This is a genomic window from Rahnella perminowiae (assembly GCF_019049695.1).
Classification (GTDB): Bacteria; Pseudomonadota; Gammaproteobacteria; order Enterobacterales; family Enterobacteriaceae; genus Rahnella; species Rahnella perminowiae.
The window spans coordinates 208123-234025 of the sequence record NZ_JAFMOT010000184.1 but is presented as its reverse complement, the minus strand read 5'-3'; the positions used below and the strand labels follow the sequence as shown (position 1 = coordinate 234025).

At 49.2% G+C, this 25903-nt stretch carries 22 protein-coding genes; 7 read left to right on the top strand and 15 right to left on the bottom strand.

Translation table 11 applies throughout. From position 1 onward, the window contains the following. The coding region (locus J1781_RS19285) for a hypothetical protein (protein ID WP_238483582.1) at positions 1–587 on the top strand (587 nt) is incomplete at its 5' end. 37 nt (positions 588–624) lie between these two features. After that, positions 625–1395 (top strand): hypothetical protein, encoded by a 771-nt coding sequence (locus tag J1781_RS26240; RefSeq protein WP_238483581.1) that lies wholly within the window; start codon positions 625–627, stop codon positions 1393–1395. Positions 1396–1496: 101 nt separating this feature from the next. Here J1781_RS26240 and J1781_RS19275 read toward each other — a convergent pair whose 3' ends face one another. Continuing rightward, complete coding sequence (locus tag J1781_RS19275; RefSeq protein WP_129991097.1) at positions 1497–2792, bottom strand: type II toxin-antitoxin system HipA family toxin; 1296 nt, start codon at positions 2790–2792, stop codon at positions 1497–1499. Positions 2793–2795: 3 nt separating this feature from the next. Continuing rightward, positions 2796–3047: a helix-turn-helix domain-containing protein gene (locus J1781_RS19270; RefSeq protein WP_129953732.1), complete on the bottom strand. Its 252-nt coding sequence runs from the start codon at positions 3045–3047 to the stop codon at positions 2796–2798. A 251-nt stretch (positions 3048–3298) separates the two neighbouring features. On the opposite strand from J1781_RS19270, the gene J1781_RS19265 reads away from it, so the two are divergent. After that, entirely contained in the window at positions 3299–4009 is a 711-nt protein-coding gene (locus J1781_RS19265) for a GntR family transcriptional regulator (protein ID WP_129953386.1), read from the top strand. A gap of 5 nt (positions 4010–4014) precedes the next feature. On the opposite strand, the gene J1781_RS19260 is transcribed toward J1781_RS19265, so the two are convergent. Next, positions 4015–5214: an enolase C-terminal domain-like protein gene (locus tag J1781_RS19260; protein ID WP_217219459.1), complete on the bottom strand. Its 1200-nt coding sequence runs from the start codon at positions 5212–5214 to the stop codon at positions 4015–4017. Positions 5215–5534: 320 nt separating this feature from the next. Here J1781_RS19260 and J1781_RS19255 point away from each other — a divergent pair, with 320 nt between their 5' ends. Continuing rightward, complete coding sequence (locus J1781_RS19255) at positions 5535–6935, top strand: PTS transporter subunit EIIC (protein WP_217234024.1); 1401 nt, start codon at positions 5535–5537, stop codon at positions 6933–6935. A 6-nt stretch (positions 6936–6941) separates the two neighbouring features. Here the strand turns inward: J1781_RS19255 and J1781_RS19250 are convergent, their stop codons facing one another. Then, the gene (locus J1781_RS19250; RefSeq protein WP_129953383.1) at positions 6942–7814 is read right to left on the bottom strand and encodes a fumarylacetoacetate hydrolase family protein; all 873 of its coding nucleotides are present in this window, start codon (positions 7812–7814) and stop codon (positions 6942–6944) included. A gap of 158 nt (positions 7815–7972) precedes the next feature. On the opposite strand from J1781_RS19250, the gene J1781_RS19245 reads away from it, so the two are divergent. Continuing rightward, entirely contained in the window at positions 7973–8896 is a 924-nt protein-coding gene (locus J1781_RS19245) for a LysR family transcriptional regulator (RefSeq protein ID WP_129991100.1), read from the top strand. Between the two features lie 16 nt (positions 8897–8912). Here the strand turns inward: J1781_RS19245 and J1781_RS19240 are convergent, their stop codons facing one another. The 8 genes from J1781_RS19240 to parA form a co-directional block, all read right to left on the bottom strand. After that, positions 8913–9878 (bottom strand): ABC transporter ATP-binding protein, encoded by a 966-nt coding sequence (locus J1781_RS19240; RefSeq protein ID WP_129953381.1) that lies wholly within the window; start codon positions 9876–9878, stop codon positions 8913–8915. After that, a complete protein-coding gene (locus tag J1781_RS19235) occupies positions 9875–10879 on the bottom strand; it encodes an ABC transporter ATP-binding protein (protein ID WP_217234023.1) in 1005 nt (334 codons plus the stop codon). Before J1781_RS19235 ends, J1781_RS19240 begins: the two co-directional genes overlap by 4 nt. Beyond that, positions 10876–11823 carry an oligopeptide ABC transporter permease gene (opp4C, locus tag J1781_RS19230; protein WP_217234022.1) on the bottom strand — a complete coding sequence of 316 codons (948 nt, stop codon included), beginning with the start codon at positions 11821–11823 and terminating at the stop codon, positions 10876–10878. Before opp4C ends, J1781_RS19235 begins: the two co-directional genes overlap by 4 nt. Next, the gene (locus J1781_RS19225; RefSeq protein ID WP_129953378.1) at positions 11823–12782 is read right to left on the bottom strand and encodes an ABC transporter permease; all 960 of its coding nucleotides are present in this window, start codon (positions 12780–12782) and stop codon (positions 11823–11825) included. The genes opp4C and J1781_RS19225 overlap by 1 nt, the downstream gene beginning before the upstream one ends. 51 nt (positions 12783–12833) lie before the next feature. Then, the gene (locus tag J1781_RS19220) at positions 12834–14453 is read right to left on the bottom strand and encodes an ABC transporter substrate-binding protein (protein ID WP_238483191.1); all 1620 of its coding nucleotides are present in this window, start codon (positions 14451–14453) and stop codon (positions 12834–12836) included. A gap of 390 nt (positions 14454–14843) precedes the next feature. Next, positions 14844–15830: a replication initiation protein gene (locus J1781_RS19215; protein WP_217138784.1), complete on the bottom strand. Its 987-nt coding sequence runs from the start codon at positions 15828–15830 to the stop codon at positions 14844–14846. 1373 nt (positions 15831–17203) lie between these two features. Continuing rightward, a complete protein-coding gene (locus tag J1781_RS19210; RefSeq protein WP_014341719.1) occupies positions 17204–17413 on the bottom strand; it encodes a plasmid partition protein ParG in 210 nt (69 codons plus the stop codon). Continuing rightward, positions 17410–18036 (bottom strand): ParA family partition ATPase, encoded by a 627-nt coding sequence (gene parA / locus J1781_RS19205; RefSeq protein ID WP_014341720.1) that lies wholly within the window; start codon positions 18034–18036, stop codon positions 17410–17412. Before parA ends, J1781_RS19210 begins: the two co-directional genes overlap by 4 nt. Before the next feature lie 1870 nt (positions 18037–19906). Here parA and J1781_RS19200 point away from each other — a divergent pair. Next, positions 19907–21175: a 4-aminobutyrate--2-oxoglutarate transaminase gene (locus J1781_RS19200; protein WP_217234021.1), complete on the top strand. Its 1269-nt coding sequence runs from the start codon at positions 19907–19909 to the stop codon at positions 21173–21175. A 240-nt stretch (positions 21176–21415) separates the two neighbouring features. Here the strand turns inward: J1781_RS19200 and J1781_RS19195 are convergent, their stop codons facing one another. Next, positions 21416–22873, bottom strand: coding sequence for a sugar porter family MFS transporter (locus J1781_RS19195; RefSeq protein ID WP_217234020.1), 1458 nt, complete (start codon positions 22871–22873; stop codon positions 21416–21418). 352 nt (positions 22874–23225) lie between these two features. Here J1781_RS19195 and fabV point away from each other — a divergent pair, with 352 nt between their 5' ends. Further along, positions 23226–24422: an enoyl-ACP reductase FabV gene (gene fabV / locus J1781_RS19190; RefSeq protein ID WP_129953373.1), complete on the top strand. Its 1197-nt coding sequence runs from the start codon at positions 23226–23228 to the stop codon at positions 24420–24422. A 140-nt stretch (positions 24423–24562) separates the two neighbouring features. On the opposite strand, the gene J1781_RS19185 is transcribed toward fabV, so the two are convergent. Then, positions 24563–24865: a TM2 domain-containing protein gene (locus tag J1781_RS19185; RefSeq protein ID WP_129953372.1), complete on the bottom strand. Its 303-nt coding sequence runs from the start codon at positions 24863–24865 to the stop codon at positions 24563–24565. A 323-nt stretch (positions 24866–25188) separates the two neighbouring features. Further along, entirely contained in the window at positions 25189–25449 is a 261-nt protein-coding gene (locus J1781_RS19180) for a helix-turn-helix domain-containing protein (RefSeq protein ID WP_217219551.1), read from the bottom strand. Positions 25450–25903: the final 454 nt, after the last annotated feature.

Genomic DNA, 25903 nt, shown 5'->3' with positions numbered 1-25903 from the left:
AGACTAAAAGCTATAACTCGAGTAATGAAGCCTATGAAATTCGCGGATATAACGGTTTCATGCAGGCATTTAGCCCGATTACAAACAGCGATATCAGGCAGCAGCGGATTGCCATTGATGGCGGCGGGCCATGCTTGTGGCAGCTTAATTCCATTAAAGTCAGTTTTAAGATCGCTGATAATAATCCTCTGGTGCAGGGGAAAAAGGGGTTTGCGACCAATTATATCTTCGATTTTGATGATTATGGATTTAGCGATGGGTATGGTACCGGTAGGGCAATCATGGCCAGTGGCAATCTTGAATTGAAAACAGATTTTTTTCCTATGGTTATTATAAATCAAATGTTCAATCAAACATCTATTGAGATGTTTGGTGGTGATACGAATTATGACAGATGGAGCCGACGTTACAAACTTCAAGATACTCAGAAAATAGTCATTGAACCGATATTACACTCTCAGAAAGAAGTATTACTACAGGGTGATGAAGAGCGTGGAATCGGGATGATGATCACTTATCCCAATGGAAGCATTGAGCATGTACGCAAGATAAAACCCGATTACGAAAAACTGTTATCCATGAAATAACGAAGTCATTACTAAGTTATCTTCAGGGAGGAAGAACTTGAATTTTCTAAATAAGAATTATGCGTTTTTACCCTTTATCGTGCTGCTTTATGGCTGTGATAACACTCCCGACCGCATTCTGTCTCCACCTCAGAATGCAAAGTGGGTAGACGTGGTCTTCACGCTTCCGGCAGATACCGTGCTTTTACCAATGGAAGTTCTGTACCGTTCGGATAAATGCAAAACAGTGCGCTATAACTCGAGCAATGAGCCTCATAATATTCCCGGTTATAACGATTTCGAGAAGCCATTCGGTCAGCAAGGAAGCAGCAATATCTGGCGGACCCATATCGCCATTGATGGCGGCGGAAAATGCCAGTGGCAGCTTAACTCCATTAAAGTCAGTTTTAAGATCGCTGATCTTAATCCTCTGGTGCAGGGGAAAAAGGGGTTTGCGACCAATTATATCTTTGATTTTGATGATTATGGATTTAGCGATGGTTATGGTACCGGTAAAGCGAAGGAATCCAGGGGTGATCTTCATATAAAAACGGATTTCTTTCCGATGGTAACTCATCTGGATGAGAATGATATTAGCCTGGAGTTTTTTGGCGGTGAAACAGGATATGAAAAATGGAGAAGACGATATAAGCTCCATGATACGCAGAAAATATTTATTGAACCAAATGTTCATTTAACTAAAGTTGTTACACTCATTCCGCCTGACCAAACAGAGGATAGGGATTTTTCGGCGATTTATCCTGATGGGAGTACCGAAAAAATTCCGTATATTTATCCTAATTACGAAAAACTGCTATCGATGAAATAGAAAGTGAGTGTTTCATTTTACATATTCAGGGAGGAAGAAGTTGAATTTACAAAATAAAATCGCCGGGCCCGCACAGACCGGCGGGCTTTTTTGTTAGGGGATTAAGGCAATCGCGCAGCCTGACGCCGAAGGCCTTCAAAAATTGCATGACTGATTTTTGCTGGAAAATCAGCGGGCAACATGGATTCCACTTCTGTAATCACTTGTTCAGTTTTATCCTTCATTTCCATCATCATATTCGACACGTTTTCTCGCGAGTAACTGACCCGTTGCGCCGTTGAGACAAAATGACGGGGCAGGATCCTGTCCCAGTGAAAATGCCGGTTATTGCCGAGTACCGCCATCGCCATTTTGGCTTTCTTCGCCGGAATACCTGTTGGATGCATCAGAGGAAATGCTGACATCACGTCATAAAACGGTGTCATACGGTATGCGCTACCCGGCTCGATATAAACACTGAAATTCTTAGCATGACCGTCGATAGCAGCCAGCATCCAGAAGAGGATCTGGCTCTTAAAAAACATGTCCCGATCCCCTCCTGCGCGTTGAGAACCTAACAAGAGCTTCATTGAGCGCGCAATCCCGGGGCCGCCATCAGCCTCATATTTCAATGCCGGGGCGACGCCTAACGCCTGACAAAAATCCTCCTGTGGCAGCCTCATCAGCCAGGAGCCATCCTTCGACCAGCGACGATCGAAACGTTCGACAACCAGGACTTTTTGCGTACCGAAGCAGGCAATGTCGCACTGTGCGACCGGAAATCCGAATTGCTCCGCTATTTTCAGACACAGCCATTCATTCTCCACACTCTCACTTAAATCGATGCCATTGTTGGCAATGTAACCGATGGGGAGTTTAAGAATATGGCTGGTGGGCGTACTTCCCTGCGGGCGATGCCACTGGTCGCGATACCAGAGCAGTGCCGTTTTTTCCTGCGCACCGGCCAGAGAAATGCGAAAATCTTCAATGTCAGCCTCCATGCCCAAGGGTGCATCCTTATATCCCTGCAAAAGCTGCTCGATATCCTTTTCGCCAAGCGGTTGGGCATGAATTTCAGTGACAGGCGTAACCGGAGCACCTTCAGGATAGAGCTGGATCGCACCGACGCAATCACCGCCTATTCGCGACAGCAAATCGAAAGGTTGTTTAGTCGGGATCTGGAAACGCGCCTGAATACGGCTGCGTATTTGTTCGTTATCGGGCAGAAGATTGTCGAAAAAGTTGTATACCACCGCGCCACGGAATTTATCTGCCTGAAGAGGTAATGATAACGAGATGGCACGGGCTCCGGGGCGAGTGAGCCAGCTTTGATGATAAATAAATGACATTTCACCACTGCCGCCTTTTTCCAGCGTACCGACAGTAATGCCATTTAATGCGAGCGTTAACTTATCCATGTATTACCACTCCTGATCCCAGGAACTCTTTTCCTGGGGATTGATATCCCTTGGCGTGATCTGTAGCTCTAAATCCAGCGCCGCCAATAACTTGAACAGAGTCTCCAGACGGGTACCATCCGGATAATTTTCAAACTCTGAAACCGTTGACTGCTTCAGGCCGATTGTCTCAGCCGTTTTACTCTGGCTGAGTTTGCGCTTTTTACGCTCATTACGCAGTGCATTTGCCAGCATTTTTGTTGAGGTAATGTTCATTTTATCCTCCCAAGCGGATTTTTTCATTATATCCGCCATAAGGGATAAATCAATTTTTATCCGCTGTGGCAGATGAATCTAAAATATCCTTCAGGGAGGATAAACTGGAGCGCTTACCCAAGAGATGAGGTATCTGTAAAAGTAAAATACAGTCTGTAAACTGTTAAAAATAAATACACCTTATAAGCTGTAATTTGCCCCCCGGGGCCACCTCATGCTCAAATACCTGTTTTCCGCACAGATAAAGCTCCATGAAAAAAAGTGAATTTATCGCTCAGGATTTATTGAGCAAGATTTATCAGAACAGTGGTTCGTTACCGGACAAGTTACCGCCCGAGCGCCAGCTGGCGGAAGAATATGGGGTGTCGCGCTTTACGGTGCGTAAGGCATTAGAAAAACTGGTAAGTATCGGGGCGGTACACATTGTGCAGGGCTCAGGAATTTACATTAACCCCGGCGTGAGCAGTAATCCGCTGGTATACAACTCGATCACTGAAAAGAAATTCACCGAAATCAGCTTTAAAATGCTGGACCTGCATAAGCGGCGTCCGGATAAAGAAGAACAACAGGTATTCGATCTGAATACCGATGATTTTATCTGGGCGTTCACCCGCTTGCGGCGCGTCAGTCAGCGCAACGTACAGATTGAATATTCCCGCATGCCCGCCAGAGAATTTGGCGATCTGAATCAGAAGACTATTGAGCATTCCATTCAGCAATATGTTCTTAGCAAAGGCTATGTGATTTCACATTCCCTCACCCGCTATCAGGCGGTGACGGTGAGTAAAGAACAGGCATATATTCTGGGATGTAAAAAAGGCATGGCCGCCATGCATATTACCAACAGAGGCATTTTGCAGGGCGGCAAGGTTTACGCATTCAGCGACATTATCGACATCGATTATTCCTGCACCTACGTTATCCCGTTTAATCAGGACAATTTGGCTTTCCGCCAGAAGTAAGCGTGTCAGGGCGTGTGGATCACGCCGTCCGGCAGGCGGCTTTGCGTCCATTCATGCGGACGATATACCACCGGAAACTCTGCCGCCGCCTGCGGGTTAAAGCCCACGCCGATCCCCGCGCCTTCTCCCGGATAGAAATACCCCTTCACCGGTGCCTGTGCGCCCGGAAACACCTGTTGTGTGTTGGCGGGATAGGCAACAAACTCCTGGATCGCCGCATTATGCAGATGAATATTGAGGTGCGTATTCACCGCTGCGCCAACCGGTGTCATATCCGGCGGACAATGCCACGCCAGCCGCACGCCAAAGCTCTGGCAGAAATGCGCCAGTTTCAGCGCCGGTGTGATCCCCCCGATTTGAGAAACGTGGCAGCGGATAAAGTCGATCCGGCGGTGAATGATCAGATCCTTCCATTCCGCCGGATTATTGAATAACTCGCCGGTCGCCAGCGGCACAGCTGTCTGGCTGCGGATCTGCGCCAGCCATTCGTTCTGATCCGGAGGCAGAATATCTTCGATAAAGTAAGGCCGGTATTGTTCCACCGCTTTGGCGAACTGCACTGCCTGTTGCGGGAACAGCCTTTCGTGAACGTCATGCAAGATATGGAACTGATTGCCGTATTTTTCACGCAACGCTTTAAACATCGTCAGTGTGTTATCAATGTACTGATCCTGATCGTAATAAGCGCCTGCTGTCGGTTCGCGGGTACTGTGAAGTTCACGCGCATTGCCACCGTAAAAACCCAACTGACAGCGGATGTGACGATAGCCTTCAGCCAGTAAACGATCCACTTCGCCGTATAATTCTTCCAGCGTTTCACCGGTCGCATGGCTGTACGCCGTTACGGCATCTTTAGACTTGCCGCCAAACAAGTGGTAGAGCGGCATATTTGCCAGCTTACCTTTGATATCCCACAGTGCCATATCAATACCCGCAATAGCGTTATTGATCACCGGCCCGTTACGCCAGTACGCGTTCACCATCATCATCTGCCATAAATCTTCGATATGATTCGCATCACGCCCTATCAGCAACGGTTTGAGATACTCATCCACCATCAGTTTGACCGCCAGCGGGCGCTGCTGGAATGTCGCGCAGCCAAGGCCGAAAACGCCACGATCCGTTTCAATACGGACCACCACTAAATTATGACGATCGGGGCGCGTTATCTGACATTCGATATTCGTCATCAGCACAGGCTGCATGATTAATCCTTCATAAAAGCCGTTATTTTTAATTAAAAATCGGCGGTGATATTTGTATTACCGTTATTTCAACGTATTTTTATCCTGCTTGTAAACCTTAAATTCAGGCTTTTATTTTGGTTTAAAAGCACACCTGAATATCGATAGAAAACGGACCAATTCATTCATTATGTGCGAACAAGCCCCATCTGCGTGAAGTTTTGTGATGAAGATCCTGTTTTATTGGTTTGTTTTATAAAAAGGCCGTCATTACACTCCCCTTCCATCTGACAATGAATAATGAATTTTTCGTCGCGGGGTTCAGGGTGAATACAGAAATAATGCATTCGGTTATTAAGCTGGTAGGCGGAGCGGGAAATATCAATAAAGTCTGGCATTGCATGACCCGTTTGCGCTTTGATTTACACGACGAAAATAAAGTGGCCTGGGATGAGATTAAAAATCTGCCCGGCGTGCTCGGCGCACAAAGCCAGAGTGATCAGGTGCAGATCATCATCGGGCCGAAAGTGAATGTCTGGTACGACGCCATCGTGTCACAACTGGATCCTGTGACCGGCAACGCCGAAAAAACAACAGGAAATGTTTCCACAAAAGGGCGGAAAAGCCTGGTGTCGATGTTCATGGATACCGTCTCCGGCGTCTTCGGCCCGATCGTTCCGGCCATTGCGGGCGCAGGGATGATTAAGGGTTTGCTGGCCGGACTGATTGCTTTAAAAGTGATTTCAGCCAAAAGCGAAACGGTGATGATTATCGATTTGATCGCCAGCGGCGTGTTTTACTTCCTGCCGTTTTTCCTCGCCGTTTCTGCGGCGAAGATCTTTAAAACCAATGAATATCTTGCTGCTGCCGTGGCCGCCTGCCTGATGTACCCGACGCTGACAGATGCTGCGAAATCGCTCGCCAGTCATACAGCCGGTGCACCAACTGCGCTGTATTTTATGGATATACTGCCGGTGTCCATTTTCAATTATTCGGCCAGTGTCATTCCGGTGATTTTCTCCGTGCTGGCGCTGAGTTATATCCATCGCTGGGTGGATAAAATCATGCCGGACGTGTTGAAAACCGTCTTTACCCCGACGCTCACATTATTTATTGCTGCGCTGGTGTCGCTGACACTGATTGGCCCGGCGGGGATTTATCTCGGTAAATTGCTGGCATTTGGCATTCAGGGGTTGTTCGGAGTATCAGCGGTGTTTGCAGGCTTTATTGTCGGCGCGATCCGTCCTGTGGCGATCCTCACAGGCATGCACCATGCGATGACACCGGTTGCCTTGCAGAACTTTACCGATCAGGGCTGGGATATGCTGATGCCGATGATGTTCATGGCCAACATGGCAATTGCAGGATCGACGTTTGCCATTTATTTCCACGTCAAAACCCGCGAACAAAAATCCGTCGTGCTGTCAGCCGCGATTTCCGGCTTACTGGGGATCACCGAACCGGCATTGTTTGGCGTGCTGACGCGCTACAAAAAAGCGTTTATCGCTACCACCATCAGCAGCTCCGTGGCGTCGGCCTTTATCGCTTTCTTCGGCGTGCGGCTGTACGGCTATATTCTGTCGAGCATTTTCAGTCTGCCCGCTTACATCGGTCCGTATTTTATTTACATCCTGATGGGCGTAGCGCTTTTGCTGGGGCTGTCATTTACGCTGACTTATCTGATGGTCGTCAAACACAAAAGCACCGGACAAACGGTGCCTTTGGTTAATCAAACGCGCTGAGGTTTATCAGGCCGCTGTTTTTGAATTTGTCATCTCAGACAGCGGTGCATTCTGGATAAGATTGGTCAGCCGGCCGATATTTTCAATTTCAACTTCAATCTTATCATTCTCATGCAGGAACAACGGCGGCACGCGGGTTTTTCCAACGCCACCCGGGGAACCGGTCATGATCACATCGCCGGGAGAGAGCCGGGTAAAGGTACTGATATACGCGATAATTTGTGGGATGGTGTGCACCATATTGGCGGTGGTGTCATCCTGCACCAGCCGGTCATTCAGCCAGGTTTTGATGCTCAGATTTTGCGGATCACCCACTTCATCCGGCGTCACCATCCACGGGCCAAACGCGCCTGTCGACGGCCAGTTTTTACCTGCCGTATACCACTTATGCTGCCAGTCACGCACCGAACCATCCATATAGCAACTGTAACCGGCAATATAGTCCAGCGCATCATCAGCGGAAATATTGCGACCGGTACGTCCGATAATAATCGCCAGCTCACCTTCATAATCAAACTGCTCGGAAGAAGCCGGTTTGATGATCACACCATTATGACCGACCTGCGAATCCGCAAAGCGGACAAACAATGTTGGCGCGTCGCTGGTTTCATTGAATTCTTTGCGTTTTTCTGCGTAGTTCATGCCCACACCAAAAATTTTTCCTGGCCTGTCGATAACCGGCAGGAAACTGATGGCGTTTAGATCAAGATCCGCAGGCAACTGCACGTAACGTTGCAAGTCTTCCAGCTGATAATGTGCCATGAATTCGTTAATGTCCCGGCATCCCGAGCGGGCACCGACATCGACAATCCCCTCTGCCTGGAAGATGCCGAAGCTTTTGGTGTGGTCTTTACTGATGATGAAATTAACAATTTTCATAGATGCACTTAGAGTCTTATTTTACTTAAAACAGGTGGATTTGCTGGTGTTGTCTTCGTGATGACGTCCGCGCCACTGTGAAGATCGCGAGATTATTGACCCTGCGTTTCATGCCTTCTACTATATTTTATTACCTAATCGATGAATTTCAGGAATCAATGTTAAATAACAGAGACTTAGATTATTTCGTCACTGCTGCGCAGATGATGAATTTGAGACTTGCGTCACAAAATTTAAATATAACTCAGCCTGCTCTTTCAAAATCGATCACCCGTCTTGAGCGTGAACTGAACATCAAACTGTTCAAACGGGCAGGTCGCGGGCTTGAACTGACCGAAGCAGGACGCATTCTTTATCAACGTGGTATCGCGCTGCAAAGTGCGTATCTTGAGATTGGCGAAATCATGAATGAACTGAGCAGCGGCGCGGGCGGGATCGTTCGCGTGGGCGTGTCCGGTTCAGCCACGCAATTCCTGTTACCTGAGATCTGCAAAATGCTGCAATCTCAGGTACCGAATATGAAACTGGAAATCCAGATAGGCATGAATGACGTGCTTTTTACCCTGCTGGAACGTCATGCGATTGATGTCATCATCGGCCCGCTGGTCAATTACGACAGTCCGGTGGTGCAGTTGCCCGTGACTGCCGACCGGGTGATCGTCGCCGCGTCCCGTGATCATCCGTTGGCCGGTAAACCCGCCAGTCTGCGCGAACTCAGCCGTTACGGGTGGATTTTGCCAGCGAAAACCGTGTCGATGCGCCAGTGGCTGGATAAAATGTTCTATGAAAACCACTGTCCGCCACCGGATGTGAAAGTGGAAATCAGCTCGCTGGCCTCGGTGCCGGGGCTGATTGCGAAAAGCGGATTACTGAGTTTTTTGTCGGAGAATATTTTGGTGGAAGAAGAATTTCTTTCGCGACTGATCCGTATTGATAACGATCAGTTAGTGATGGAGCGCCGCGTCGGGATCACCTGGCTGGAAGGCGCATTTCTCTCACCGGCCACACAGAAAGTGATCGACGTCACCAAAAGTGTCGGGCAAAAAATGCAGACGGAAGCCCGCCGGATTTTAGAAGACTGAAATCCGGCAAGCTTTTTTACACCAGATGGCAGGCCACGCGATGGCCTCTTTCTATTTCACGCAGTAACGGGATTTCTTTACGACAGTGGTCGGTTGCACGCGGGCAGCGGGTATGGAAACGACAGCCAGCAGGCGGTTTTGACGGATCCGGAATTTCCCCACTGACCATCGCCACCGGCTCACTGTCCGGGTCAAGCGTCGGCACTGCTGCCAGCAGCGCCTGTGTATAGGGATGCAGGGGCTGCTGGAACAACGCATCGCGGCTGGCCGTTTCCACTAACTGGCCGAGATACATCACCGCCACGTCATCACAAAGGTGCTCCACCACACCCAGATCGTGGGAGATAAACAGAAACGTCACGCCATGATCGTCACGTAAGTCAGCGAACAGATTGATGATTTGCGCCTGAATCGACACGTCCAGCGCGGAAATGGGTTCATCGGCGATAATAAAGTCCGGTTGCAGGATAAGCGCGCGGGCAATGCCGATACGCTGGCGCTGTCCACCGGAGAACTCATGCGGGAAGCGGTTGTAATGCAGCGGTGACAGACCGCAGATCTTCATCACATCCAGCACCTTTTCATGCAGTTGCGCCCGTGAACACCGTTTATGTTCCAGCATCGCTTCACCGATGGCATCACCAATGCGGATCCGCGGGTTAAGCGAACTGTACGGATCCTGAAAAACCAGCTGGATTTTCGGGCGCAGTGCTTTCAGTTGTTTCGGCTTCAGGCCGTGCAGATCTTCACCACGGAACTTCACGCTGCCCGCGGTTTTGTCATACAACCCAAGCAGCGTACGGCCCACGGTGGTTTTGCCGCTGCCGGATTCACCCACCAGCCCGAAAATCGTGCCTTTACGAATGTTAAAACTGACGCCATCCACGGCGCGCAACTGGCCGGTTTCCTGCCCGAATACGCCGTCACGGATCGGGAAATACTTTTTCAGGCCATCCACTTCAATCAGATATTCAGCATTCATGGCTGTAATTCCCTGTTTTCGATGTCACTTACGGTGCTCAGTCCGCCGTAAAAACACGCCACCTGCCGGTGCCGGCCTTCCAGCGCAGGAATGCCCTGGCGACATCTGTCAGTTGCGCGGGCGCAGCGTTCGGTGAATGCGCAGTAAGGGGGCAGTGCGGCCAGATCCGGCACCTGGCCGGGAATAGAATACAAGCGACGGCGGCGTTCGCCCGGCGTGGGTCTGGAGGCAATCAGCCCCTGTGTATAAGGGTGCAGCGGATTGCTCAGCACTTCAGCTGTCGCGCCCTGCTCCACAATTTTACCGGCGTACATCACCACAACGTGATCGGCCATTTGTGCGATCACACCTAAATCGTGGGTGATCAGCATCAGCGCCATGTGATTCTGCTGAGCCTGTTCACGCAGCAAACGCAGGATTTGCGCCTGTACGGTGACATCCAGCGCGGTGGTGGGTTCGTCAGCAATCAGTAACTGCGGCTTACAACTCAGCGCCATCGCAATCATGATGCGCTGCAACATGCCGCCCGAAAGTTGGTGCGGATAACTGCTCATCAGGCTTTCCGCCCGCGCCAGACCGACTTCGGTGATCATATTCGTCGCATGTGACCACGCCAGTTTCGGTGATTCACCGAGATGGCGGATCAGCGGCTCGACCAGCTGTTCCCCCAGAGTCAGCACCGGGTTCAGCGCGGTCATCGGCTCCTGAAAGATCATCGCCAGCTGGTTGCCGCGCAAGTCCGCCATCTGAGAGGACCGCAGCCTGAGTAAATCCCTTCCCTGAAACAGGATTTCACCGCTATCAATACGCGCAGCCTGTGGCGGTAACAACCCCATCAGCGACATCGCCGTGACACTTTTCCCGCAGCCAGATTCACCGACAATACCCACGGTTTGACCGGCCTGAACGTCAAAGGTGACATCTTGTACGGCACGCACACGGCCCTGATCACTGGAGAACGACAGAGAAAGCTGATTAAAACGGATCAACGGTTGCGTCATTTTTTGCTCCGTTTCAGTTTGGGATCAAGCGCATCACGCAGGCCATCGCCCAGTACGTTAATTGCAATCACCGTAATAAAGATCGCCACGCCGGGCGGCATCCACAACCACGGGCGACGCTGGAAATCGATGAGACTGTTCGCCGCATCCATCATATTCCCCCATGACGGTGTCGGTGGCACAACCCCGAGCCCGAGATAACTGAGCGCGGATTCGCTGAGAATGGCATTCGCCACAGCCATTGTTGCCATCACCACCAGAATTGGCACGGTATTGGGCAGTAAATGGCCAAACAGCCGACGACGCGAAGACAAGCCGAGCACCTGCGTCGCCAGCATAAAATCACGCTCACGCAGGGAGAGGATTTGCCCGCGGACCAGACGCGCCAGCTTCGGCCATTCCAGCAAGCTGAGCATTACGATCACCATATACACACGGGAATCCGGCGAAAAATCCAGTTCCGAAAGCATCGCACCCATAACGATCAGCAGCGGCAGGCTCGGAATAGTCATCACCAGATCGGCAAAACGCATGATGATTTTATCGGTTACGCCGCCCAGATAGCCGGACACCGCGCCCATGAGATATCCGAACGTCACAGATAACAACATGGTCAGCATGCCGATAATTAGCGAGATACGTCCCGCCAGCAGCAGCCGCGTATACACATCGCGCCCGAGAAAATCGGTGCCCAGACAATGTTCCGCATTTGGCGCTTTGTTGATCATCAGCGCATCGGTGGCATCATCGCGCCAGGGAGAAAAGTAAGGACCTGTTATGCACCAGACGGCCATTACCAGCAGCAAGACTAAGCAAAACATCGCCAGTCTGTTCTGACGTAGCGCCCGCCACGCCTGCCGCCAGGGTGACGGTGTCACCTGAGCAAGCGCCGGAATTTGTGCTTCGCGCAGACGGCGGTTAGTCGAAAATAAAGAGCCAAACATTATGACCTCACACGAATACGCGGGTCAGCCCACGCATACAGCACGTCGGCAATCAGATTGCCAAGAATGGTCAATACCGCCAGGAACAACGTGAATCCCATCAGAACCGGGTAATCACGCGCTGCCAGCGAATCAATATGTATATGCCCGGCACCTGGCCAGTTGAAGACCTTTTCGGTGATCAGCGCCCCGGAAAACAGCCCAGGCAACTCAAAACCCAGCAGCGTGATAATGGGCAGCAGTGCATTTCGCAACGCATGTTTCAGGATAACTGTACGTTCACGTAACCCTTTGGCACGCGCGGTACGAATGAAATCCATACGCACGACGTCGAGCATACTGGCGCGGAAATAACGTGTCAGGCTGCCTGCCTGTAGCATCACCAGCGCCACCACCGGCAATACCAGATGTGCGGCGACCTGCATCACCCATGCCCATCCTGTGGCGTCACTGCCGGTGTTGGTCATGCCCCCCACGGGCAGCCAGTGCAAATCAACGGCAAACCATTTAATCAACAGCAAACAAAGGAAAAACGTCGGGAAGGACATTGCGGCGAAGATGACCACACTGACTGCGTGATCAAACAGGGAATAAGGCTTCATCGCGGAGACAATGCCAACCGCCAGCGCGATCCCCCAGTACAGCACCATCGCAATAGTCGCGAGCAGGAAGGAATTCCAGATGTACTGATTCAGCAACTGGCTGACCGGGATCTGATATTGCAGCGAGAAACCCAGATCCCCCCGCAACAGATTACCCAGCCAGTGCAGATAACGGCTGAGCAGCGGTTGATCCAGGCCGTATAAAGCTTTCAGTTCAGCAGCGCGTTGTGCGGTCAGCGTAATATTGCCATCGATAAAGTCGCCCGGCGTTTTGGCAAACAGCATAAAGATGAGCAGCGAAGCGAGGAACAACATCGGAATGGTTTGAAGCAAACGACGCAGAATGAAATTTCTCATGACTTTCTCATTGAAGCTGCCGGAAGCGTCCGGCAGCTGCGTTATTTCTGATTATTTTACAATTTTGACGTCCGGCAGGCTGCCGGTCAGGCCGTTATAGATATCCGGTTTAAAACCGGTCACTCGGGCACTGCTGGCCGAAAGGATTTTGCGGTTACCGAGCAGGATCACCGGCGGATCGTTAGCCAGCACTTTATACAGCTCATGGTAAATCGGCTTACGCTTTTCGATGTCCAGCGTAGCGTTCCCTTCGTTGATCAGCTTATCGACTTCAGGATTGTTGTAGCCGGATTCAGTAGCTTCGGTGCTGTAATAATCCCACACGCCATCGTGCGGATCGTTAAGCGTGCTGGTGCTGAAGGAGGCCAGATCGTAATTGCCCGCTTTACGTTGTGACATCAGGGCGTTGAAGTCCACAACCTGTGGTTTCAGCAGTACGCCGATTTTCTGATAATCTTCTTTTGCAATCGGGATCAGTGCATCGTTGAGCACTTTTTTGCTGACCAGCAGCGTCAGTTCGAGACGTTTACCGTCTTTCACACGAATACCGTCACCGCCCACTTTCCACCCGGCTTCATCCAGCAATTTATTGGCCTGCGCCGGATCAAATTTGTACGGATTCACGCCGTCAGTGTTGTACGCCCAGGAAATAGGCGCGATCGGCTCAATCGCCACGGAGCCGTACCCCTGGTACACCACGTCAATCAGCTTCTGGCGATCCAGCCCGTAGATCAGCGCCTGGCGCACTTTCACATCCTGCAACGCCGGACGATGAACGTTAAATTCAATTTTGCTGTAATCACTGGATCCGTACAGGTTAATGTTGGCAAAGCCGAGCATTTTCAACTGCTCAATGTCATCCGGGCGGGAAGTGAAGGCATCGTAATCTGTATCGCCCGTCTGGAATAACTGGAAGTTAGTCGACGGATTGGTCACCCGATAAATGAAGCGCGGTGTCGGAGGGACACCGCGGTAGTAGTTTGCATTGGCGTGAAAACGGATCTCCTGCCCCGGGATATACTTATCGTATACATAAGGGCCATTCCCCAGCGGTTTACCATGAAGCGTGCGCAGGTAATCGAGATTTCCGCGTTGGTAACCTTTACCGTAATAAGCTTTCGACAGTACAGGTCCGCCGATTTTTTGCAGCGTTGTGGCTCCCGGTTGTGTGGTGGTGACCTGCAATGTCAGCGGGTCAATCACCTTCAGACCGCTGATGCTTTCTGCTTTGCCTTGCTTGTATTCATCACCACCTGCAATATGCGCCAGCGTAATATCGGTATCCCCGTCATATTTTGGGTCATAGAGCACTGTCAGCGTAAATGCGACGTCTTCGGCGGTCAGGGGTGAGCCGTCGCTGAACTTCAGGTCAGGGCGTAATGTGATGGTATAGGTTTTGCCGTCAGGGCTGACTGTCCAGCTTTGGGCCAGACCGGGAACCAGTTTTCCCTGGCTGTCCCAGTCAATCAGGCGCGCGAAAATCACGTTAGTGACGTTTTCATCCCAGCCGTTGACGAAGAAGTATGGGTTAAAGATCCCCTGTGGTTCGGAGATCCCGGCAATCACAGTATCAGTGCGCAGTTTCGCAGCAGCAGGGATCTGGCTGGCATCAGTGGCCGGTGTAATGCCTTCTCTTAAAACATCATCAGCGAATGCAAAAGAAGACAGCATCACGGCACTGGCCAGTAATGCAATTTTGAAAGAAGCAGTACGGCGCGCGCGTTGTGCGACTGGCGCGAATGCAGAGCGTAATAACGTAGCCAAAAGACATCCTCATCAAAAGTGTGCAAACGATTTACAAAACATGACAAAGAGTAAGGATGCCATTAGGCCTTGTCTAACAACGAAAAAATATGGCTTATAGCTTTTAAACAGTACGCTGGAAAAGCCGCCAAAACGGCTAATGTGGAAAGATTTTCTGATACAACCCAGTAAGCACTTACTAACCTATTAACGCTTATTCAGAGGCGTATAGACGTTAACAGTTGGGTCTTTAGCCTAAAAAAAACGGCGTATCTTTCACAAGATACGCCGTTTACTTTTATTTTCGGATCATAGCGCTCAGGCAGCGGTTTTTTTGCTGCGGGAACTGACTTCCGCAAGGATCTCTTTTTGTTTATTCTTCTCACCGATCAGCTTATACCAGCCTGACAGCTTGCGCAGATCCGGCAATGTGGCCTTTTCATCCGCATCGTAAGCGCTTAGCTTTTCACGATACTCTTCGAAGATCGCGATGCAACGGCGTGCCCATTCGCCTTCCAGCGCCGATCCGGCGACAGCACGCGGACGGCGCGGTAAGCGCGGGCGCAGCGGTTTGCTGGCTTCTGGCGCGGATTCATCCACATAGGCAAACTTGATGGAGACGACAGTTCTCCCCTGCTTTACCGGCTCCCAGACCACTGAAATATCGGTATTGGCATTAATCCGGTTGATCGTCGGCTCAAGAAGTTTCTGGCGGAAGTCACGATAATCCTCGTATTTGCCCGCCAAACCGGCCTTCTCACGCATCCAGTTGAGATCCAACGTTACTTCTATGGCTTTGCCGCTGCGGCGCCCGTAAAGGTTCTTAGCTTTGATGAGCCAGCCATAGAGTCGTACGGAAAAAGGCGTATCAAGTTTTGCAATGTTGGCAAAATTCAATTTGGTAAAAGATTCTTTAAGTTCATAAAGATACGGGGCGACATCCTGCCCGAAACGCAGAACCACCGCGCTGTGATCATCGCTGCTCACATATTCGAGACGTGAAAACCAGGAGAGTTGCACAGTACGGACCTTGCCGGTTTTAACATCCGGCTTGTAAATGGTGACCGGCTTTTTCATCAGGCTTTCAGCTGCTTCGCGCAACTGGCGGTGGCTGCTTGTCGGGTTTACCCCGTAGATCCGCTGATAATCCTGAGGGAAAAGTCGATAAAGCGTATCTGGCTGAGGTTTCCTGCTATCAATTTGTGCCAGTGCCAGGTTTAGCAGGCGCATTTCATCCAGAGTGACGCTGTAAGCGCCTTCAAGAAGATCATTCCCCTGAACTACGGTGAGTTTATTCAGTTCCATGTAGCAGGATCCATAAGTGGAAAGTAGCTAAATTATTCCACATAAAAAATGCCGGCGTAAAGCAAAAACAAGGGTTATTTATCCTTTTATAATCAGCATGTTAGAAAAGGATCGAAAAAGTCGGATCAGGAAAAACCTCCACATATGATTTTCGGCAGCACCAGGGATCCTTTTTTTAACACCTTGGATCGTCTGGACTTTTACAGGAAATTATTCCACATATGCAGAAGAGGATCTTCGCAAAAAACTATCAGCCATTCACAACCAGAATCTCTTCTGGATCAGAAAATCACTCCACATATGAGGCGCTACCGCAAACTAAAATACCAGAATCAGCTTTGTGATCCCCTTCTCACTTCGTTACGGGCCGTGGTTTATCGCTCAGAGACGACCCACAGGAAAACTCTCCACGTATTGCGAAGCATGGGATCAGAAAATGTTTCCACATTAAGAACACATTGGCCGTATTGACAGGAAATTACTCCACATAATCGGTACAGCCGTATGCACAGAAAATCTTTCCACATAACGGCACCAACAGGATCAGGAAATATCTCCACCTTAATTCGCTCCATATGTGTATTCAAACGGCAGGCTTCATGAATATCATCGTTTTAGAACAGGAAAACATTCCACATATAAAGTTGTGACAGCGTCACATAAATTGCAACCAACTGATTTATAGTTATTATTTAGGCAGGATTGTGGAAAGATGACTTTCAGGGATCAGATAATGTTTCCACATAGGCTGTTTCAGGATCAGGAAAAGTTTCCACATATACCTCTATCAGCGGCCCAAAGAAGGTCAAACTGCTCTACCTGTGGATGGCAGGGATCCGTTAACTGACTATGTGACATAACGTGACGCTGTAACAGGAAATTGTTCCACGTATTGGTGTTATCGATGGATCAGGAAATTCTTCCACTTATAAAAAATGCCTGTTGTGACAGCCTGTTAGAGAGATGCTAAGCTTAGGGCGATTACTGAATGACCTGTAAATGAGATATCCACAGAAAATCACTCCACATAGGTAATGGTTTGATCCATAAAGAAATTATCCACAGAAAAAACGTCTACATTCGCCATGAAAAGGATCCACATCCAACAGGAAGGATCTCCACCTGACGCAGGAAATATCTCCACAATACCCTTCATAAGCTGCTGATAATAAAAAATAAAATACCTCTCTAAAGAGAAAGATCTAAACTTAGAAAATAAACAAAACATTATTTGATCTTAAGATCTGATCACACAGAAGAAGAGAGTTGACGAAGGGATAAGTTCGCACTGAAAGCAGACAGAGTCAGGAATGTAAGCATGTGGTCTTCGGAAACGGGCCCTGAAAGACCCGGTCCAGCCAGTGTTCAGTGCATTACGTGCGTTCGTTGGTGATAAGCCAGGCCTCGATCAACTCGGTCAGGACGTCTTTCATTTCGCGATCTTGCAGGAAGCAGCTGGTTTTAAAACGACGATGCAGCTCTTCATCGATGTTGGTCTGCAATTTTTTTACTGATGCAGGTGGTTTAGAGACTGCTTCCAGTGCTGTCGTCAGTTGTCTGTGCTGGCCAAGTTTCATTTTCATTTCAGCAACTCCGTGATTTCTTTAGTCATAATTTCAATTTCCCCTTTCGCGTTTCCGTCTGTCGTATCGAAAACAGTACCGCCATCCATCATTGTGCGGATGTAAACCTGGCGCTGCGTCGTACCAGTACGCAATGCGGGAACACCGGTATCGGCAATGGATTCTTTCAGCACTTCAAGCATTTTAGCTGAAGCGACTTTTTTGGTGATTAGAAAACGGGCAATCACCGGCTGCAAATTTTCGCGAGCTTCCACGACGGCCAGAATAGCGCCACAGGCAGCAAAATCTAAAGGTGACGGTGTCACAGGAATCAACACCAGATCACTCACCATCACAGCAGCGGAAGAAATTGCTGATATAGCAGCAGCGCCATCTATTACCACGTAATCGTATTCTTTTAATTGTTTGCGAACGGTATAGACTTCTTTTTCTGAAGCCGCCTCTGCAAGGTCGAACTGGCATTTGCTTTCGTCATACCAGTTACTGATACTTCCCTGCGGGTCGGTATCTACCATTACGACTTTATGTCCTTGTCGGGCAAGACAGGTCGCTATGTTTATAGACGTTGTGGTTTTCCCTACTCCGCCCTTCCCGTTCAGGAAAGAAATAATTTTCGCTGCCATGACAACCTCTGATGAAGCGTTCAATGAAGATTATAAGATTCTGAAACCCTAAGATTTAGTAATCTTATAATGATAGAATCATAGGATTATGAGATTTTTAAATCCATGAATCACAGGATTAGATGACTACTATAAAGTTTGCATCCGGGGATTTCAACCTTTTAGGATTATCGAATTATCATATCCCATGATTTTAAAATCACAGGATTACAAGATTTCTATCTTGTCTTCGTCAGTATTCACCAATTGATTTCAGGATGAAATAATCCCGTGATTAGGTGATTAGGTGATTAGGTGATTCTATGATCCCATCAAGGCGCATTTCTAAAATTGACGTGAATTGCTTAATAACCATGGAGATTAAGAGATACATCTGGATTGCAGGATTTTGTAATCTTAGGAGTATGGGATTCTGTGATGTGACATGTTTTAAACTTCTCCATCTTCATGCTGGACGTAAGATACTCCTGAGATAAAATCTCACCATCTCACCATCTCACCATCTCACCATCTCACCATCTCACCATCTCACCATCTCACCATCTCACCATCTCACCATCTCAACATCTCAACATCTCAACATCTCAACATCTCAACATCTCAGTTTTCGCGGTTTGGGATACCTGTGCTTCTGGGATTGTGGGATTTCGAGATTGTAAGATTACGGGATTTCAGGTTGTTCATCATAATGTATGGGATGCTGAACGTTTGGAATCTTGTGATTATAGGATGTGAGTGCATCGTTATACTTGAATCCTGGAATCTAAGAATCATGAGATGAAATCATTAAAAACGACGTCACACCTGGGCGCCGAAACATTTGTTCAGTTGTATTCTATGATTACAGGATTCTGTAATCTTCCCAAAGATTATAGGATTGCAGGATTATATAGATGGGCGATACTGAGATAGTGTGACGATAACAACTCTCAGTCACGGAATCCTGGAATCCTAATATGTGAGTATGATTACAAAATCCCATGATTATCATCAAGTCAAGGATTACAGGATTCAAAGATTTTATTATGTTTTTCAGTGCATTGTTATGAATGTATAAATGCGAGAAAGTTAAATGATTCAGTGATTATGGGATTGTATTGGGATGATAGTATCCTGGGATGTTGTTTGGGATTATATGATTACAGGATTTTTAACCAGAGTGATGGGATTGCAACAGCCGGTGCGAGCAGTGCTGGGATTACAGGATAGTATCCTGAGACTAACAGGATTCTTGAATCCCGAGATTACAATAAGGCGTTATAAGTATCACAGGATTATAAGATTGAAGTTGGTCAGGATTACACTATTGCGAGAATGATAGCTTACAGAATTCAAGGATTATATGATTTCAGGATTATATGATTATACAGGGAAAGGATGCATGCACGGAGGCGGGGAATTTCGAGATTCTATGATAATAGGATTCTGAGAACCCACCATTCAGTGATTCAGTGATTACAGGATTTTAAGATTCAATGATTAATGTGTCGCAATATCTGGCACCCTGAAATATTCAGGCCGCGAGGTGCATCACCGGACCGGGCGGCTAATCCAGCCCTATGACAAGGTCTCTTGAGGACGGTAAACGTTGCCGGCTGAAATACTGTCATCAAAAATATAGCCTGTTGTCATACCTGATAAACCTTTTTGCTCAGTGTGCCGGACCAGGCACCAGAAAACTCAGTGAGACGCTGCATAATGAGGCCAGAAAGCAATGAGCGCAAAAGTGGAACCTCAAAATAAATAGAACGGGTTCTGGATTATAGGGCCGCTGATGGGATAAAAAACAAGAACAGGTTGCTATTCAGACAAGTTGTTCAACGTGTAACCGGCAATCTAAAAATCATCAACCTGCAGGCAGGAGCAAAAGATGAATCACAGTGAACTGGAAAAACGCCGTCAAGAAGCGACACCACGGGGTGTCGGTGTAATGTGTGATTTCTATGCGGCGAAGGCGGAAAACGCCACATTATGGGATGAGCACGGGCGTGAATACATCGATTTCACCGCCGGGATCGCGGTACTGAACACGGGGCATCGTCACCCGAAAATCGTAGAAGCCATCCGTAACCAGCTTGACCTGTTCACACACACAGCCTACCAGATTGTGCCTTACGCCAGTTTTGTGAAACTGGCTGAACGCATCAATACAATTTCACCGGTAAGCGGCAAAGCGAAAACGACATTCTTCAGTACCGGCGCGGAAGCCGTCGAAAACGCGGTGAAAATTGCCCGTTCCGCCACCGGCCGTCCCGGTATCATTACTTTCTCCGGTGCATTTCATGGTCGCACGCTGCTGACTCTGGCACTGACCGGCAAAGTGATACCCTACAAAGCGGGCTTCGGGCCGTTCCCTGCTTCGGTCTTCCATGCCCAATATCCAAACGCCGTTCAGGGGGTTACCACTGAAATGGCACTTGAAAGTATTGAGCGCATTTTCCGCAGCGATATCGCGCCGCAGCAGATTGCCGCGATCTTGTATGAACCGGTACAAGGTGAGGGCGGTTTCAATATCGCACCGGAAGAGTTTGTGAAAGGTCTCCGCGAAATCTGTGACCGTCACGGCATCGTGATGATTGCGGATGAAGTGCAAAGCGGGTTTGCCCGCACCGGCAAAATGTTCGCCTCAGAATATTATCCGGATGCCAAACCGGACATCGTCACCATCGCGAAAAGTCTTGGCGGCGGTTTGCCCATCTCGGGTGTAACGGGGCGCGCCGCACTGATGGACGCGCCGGAACCGGGGGGACTTGGTGGCACTTATGCGGGGAATCCACTGGCTGTAGCTTCTGCGCTAGCAGTCCTGGATATCATTGAAGAAGAAAAACTGTGCCAGCGTGCTAACCGTCTGGGCGCTGAGCTCACCGAAGTGCTGAAGAGAGCCAAAGCGGGTTGCGCAGCGTTGGTGGATGTCCGTGGTCAGGGGTCAATGGTGGCGGCTGAATTTAACGATCCGGTCACCGGCAAGCCATCGGCTGACCTGACAAAACAGTATTTGCATAAAGCACTGGACGCAGGATTGCTGATGCTCAGCTGTGGTGTGAACGGTAATGTGATCCGTTTCCTCTATCCGCTGACCATACCTGATATGCAGTTCAAAAAGGCGCTGGCCATTTTGTCCCGGGTGCTGGCTGACTGAGAACACTGATATAAAACCTGTTGCGCCACTACCATCTGGTATTGATGATCTTCACGTTGCGGCAGGTGATTATCTTTAAGCATAGCAACAAAGTGCCTACACCCCGGACAGGGAACAGGCTGCAGAAACGATCATACAATAGGGTGCATCAAATATAGGGGCAGGGGAGGCTTCTCTGACCTTTGGCGCCCCTGTCCGGCCAGGTAACATGCCGGCCGGACAGGGATTAACATCACAAACTTAACTTCCCGCTTCCTGCGGAGCTGGATCATCCTGTAAGTGCTTTTTAAAGTGTTTTTCAATCTGCTCTAACGTTTTGCCCTGCGTTTCCGGCGCAAAAATAATGGCAAATATCCCGCCTGCGACGCCGATGGCGGCAAAGCAGAAGAATGACATCGTCAGCCCGATAGATTCCAGCATAATCGGGAACATAAAGGCGATGGAGAAATTGGTCATTTGCATGGCAAATACCGATACGCCATTTGCCATGCCGCGGATGCGCATCGGAAAAATTTCCGATAACAACAGCCAGGTGACAGGCGATAGCGCACCTTGCTGGAAGCACAGGAAAACCAGCATGCCGCCTAAGACCAGATAACTGCGCACGGTATCCGGATGCCCGTTCACCGTTTCCGGCATCAGCCAGGTGATCAGCCCTATTGCCAGCAACGTACAGGTACAGCCAATTTGCCCGGTCAGTAACAGCGGACGACGACCAAAGCGGCTCAGTAACATAATGCCGACAAACGTCATCAGTACTGAGATCACTCCGTTAGCGATGGTGGCGAGCAGGGAGGCATTGGTGCTCAGTCCGGTGGTCTGTAACATCGTTGGCGCATAGAACATAATGGTGTTCACGCCGGAAAGCTGTTGCAGCATGGCGATGCCAATCCCCAGAAACACCAGACGCTTCATCCAGACGGAGATCGTTTTCTGACGGCGGGAATGTTTCTCGCTTCTGGAGCTCATGGAACTGCGGATTTCGCTCAGTTCTTTCTCCACTTTACTGGCTTTGCGGGTACGTTCCAGCACGTCACGCGCTTCGCGATAGCGGCCGTGCATGGCATACCAGCGTGGTGTATCAGGCAGGAAAAGCATCCCGACCCACAACACCACAGCCGGAACGCAGGCGACACCCAGCATCCAGCGCCAGGTGGTTTCGCCACCCCACACTTCGTTGATGGCCGCGTTACTGGTGTACGCAATCAGCTGACCGGAAACAATCATCAGTTCCTGTAACGTCACGAACTGCCAGCGGCGATGAGAGGGCACGATTTCCGCAATATATATCGGTACAATCGCTGCCGCGCCACCGACCGCCAGACCCAGAATAAACCGGCAGATAATCATTATCACGACGTTGGGTGCCGTAGCACAGCCGAGCGAACCGGCCATAAAGATCAGCGCCATTACCAGAATGACTTTTTTACGCCCGAAACGGTCGGCCACGCGACCCGCGCACACTGCACCAACGGCTGAGCCCAGTATCAGAAAACTGGTGACCATCCCGGTTGTTAAGGATGTCAGATGCAGATCGTGCTTCATGAACAGCAAAGCACCGGCAATAACCCCGGTATCGTAGCCAAAAAGTAAGCCACCCAGGGTGGCTATAAAGGCAATGACTTTTACCAGCGGTTCAGTCGGTTGCGGGGCTTTCGCCGCCTCATCCTGACCGCCACTGTTTATTTTCTTACTCACAGATGCTCCCTAATCATGACTTTATTATGGTTTTTGTGTGATTCAGATCACACGTTATAAATCTAACGCATAATCCGGATTTTGAAAGGAGACGGGAGAAATGAAGGGGAAACAAGGCTTCTGGTGCTGAATTTTCAGAAAATAGGTAACCTGCCGCAGGCACGCGGTCACAACTGAATTACACTCAGCAGAGCAATTTTTTGTCTGTTTTTTCCGCTTTCTGAGCAAACGACCCCCATTCACGGGTCAGAGAAGTCTGTTTACGCGGCGATAAAGCGTCAGGTTTTGCCTGAAACGGCGCAAACCTATATTCTATCGGCCAATTTACTGAGACAGTTGCAATGAGGTCTATATGATTATCAAACCACGCATTCGTGGCTTTATCTGTGTTACTGCCCATCCGGAAGGTTGCAAGGCGAACGTTAAAGAACAAATCGACTATGTTACCGCACAAGGTAAAATCGCAGGCGGTCCTAAAAAAGTCCTGGTGATCGGCGCTTCGACCGGTTACGGCCTCGCTGCCCGCATCTCTGCTGCTTTCGGTTCTGACGCTTCCACGCTGGGCATCTTCTTCGAACGTCCGGGCGATGAGTCTAAAACCGCCACTGCAGGCTGGTACAACTCAGCCGCATTCGAAGAATTTGCCGATGCGAAAGGCCTGTACGCAAAAAGCATCAACGGCGATGCGTTCTCCGATGAAGTGAAGCAAAAGACTATTGAGCTGATCAAACAAGATTTGGGTCAGGTTGATCTGGTGGTTTACAGCCTGGCTGCACCGCGCCGCACCCATCCTAAAACCGGTGAAGTGTTCAACTCCACCCTGAAACCAATCGGTAAACAAGTCACTATTCGCGGCATCAATACCGACAAAGAAACCATCAACGAAACCACGCTGGAACCGGCAACCCCGGAAGAAATCGCGGGCACCGTGGCAGTGATGGGGGGCGAAGACTGGCAGATGTGGATCGACGACCTGAAAGCTGCCGGTGTGCTGGCTGAAGGCGCGAAAACCACGGCATTCACCTACCTGGGTGAAGAAGTGACGCAGGATATTTACTGGAACGGTTCTATCGGTGAAGCGAAGAAGGATCTGGACAAACGTGTTCTGGATATCCGCAGCACACTGGCAGAACAGGGCGGTGATGCACGCGTTTCCGTACTGAAAGCCGTTGTGACGCAGGCGAGTTCTGCTATTCCGGTGATGCCGCTGTACCTTTCACTGCTGTTCAAAGTGATGAAAGAAAAGGGCACCCACGAAGGATGTATCGAGCAGGTTTACGGTCTGTACAAAGACAGCCTGTACGGCGCTGAGCCGCTGGTCGATAACGAAGGGCGTCTGCGCGCTGACCTCAAAGAGATCGCGCCGGAAGTGCAGGAAGAAGTCGGTAAACTGTGGAATGAAGTCACTAACGACAACATCGCTGAACTGACTGATTTTGCGGGTTATAAAAGCGAGTTCATGCGTCTGTTCGGCTTTGGCCTGAACGGTGTTGATTACGCTGCCGATACCAATCCGGACGTGAAAATCAAACATCTGATCCAGATGTAATGTGATTTAACATACAGAGATGACTGAAACCCGCATTCGCCGAAAGGTGGGTGTGGGTTTTTTTATCAACACTTCACGCAGTTTTTAGTAGATTCTAAAAAGCCACTTTTGAAAGCGGCTTTTATAATCAAATAATTCACTCAACCGTATTTTTTGGCGAAGTTTTCATCTGAATCACACAGATAAATAATGAATTCAATGAAGGCAATTATTGAAGGAATAAACGTCCAGCAGAAGATGAGGTATAAGAATCCTTGCCCGATTTTACCCAGATAAAACTTATGAACACCAAAACCACCCAGGAAGAAAGCCAACAAAGCTGCAGCAACCCTGCTTTTAGTTCCCTGAGGATTAACGTTTTGAGTTGCTCCACAATGAGGGCATGATTTAGCCGACTCATGGATCTCCTTTCCGCATCCTCTACAAAAAACCATAGATCCCATTTCTATTTCCTTACATGTTATTATTCGGACTAATCTTACCCGTAATTATCATTAAGAAAAAGAGAATGATGATGCCTCAGCGAGAAGGGGATGCGTTCTGCCAGCTTACCGCGCGGGCAATGAATGGTCTTCAATACGCTTTATTATCAATAAATAACGCCGCAAACTCCACGGGCTGCAGCGTTTTTATGTCAAAACTACCTTCCATGCACATCAGCCATAAGCCACTTTGTGATTGATATGGTAAAAGGTCGCGGTGGCAGATTAGCAAATTTTTAAAACGGCCACTAAAAAGGGCGCATTCCGCACCCTGATATCAATTTCTATATTCTGTGCGACGATCTCACCGTCCGCTGAATACGTTTACGGGTCTTGGGATCAAAATACCGGCTTGGCCAGATGGTGCTTGGGTGTATTTCCAGTGCCTGGGCAATCAGGAGCTCGCCTTTCGGCCAGGGTCTTGAAAGTGCGTTAGACAGCGTCGAGGAACTCAGACCGGCAGCACGGGAAACGGCGGCCAGCGTGGTGCCTTTCTTACGCAATGCGGCAATGATATCAGCCTGATGCCAGTCGTGATTATTCATGACGGGTTACTCCTGTTTTTGACAGCGCAGGAACAGCAGGGCAGAAGGGCAGAAACGTAGGGGTATGTGATAGTTTCATGTTTTGAATCTCTAACGTGTGGATATAAACCACCGACAGAGCTGCGAAACTCTTATTGGTGGAAGCTCAGACAGGGTTCGCAGTACCGGCGAACGTTAGAAACCCGGCCAACCCGAAGGTTGCCCTGCCTGAGCCACCATTGAATGTACAAACACGATATCTCTGCGTTTGACAGGTACAGGAAGGCTCAACACATAATTATGACATATGTGTTTCTAACGTGGTATTCAGGCTGCGAAACCCGGCAGCGGATTTTGCCGCGGCGCACGCACTATAGCGTAATTGAGTGAGCTAAACCAACGGGTTAACTGCGGAAATGACGGGTGCTTTCCAGAGAAATTTCGGGCGTTGCAGCGGGTTACATGATTGACCCAG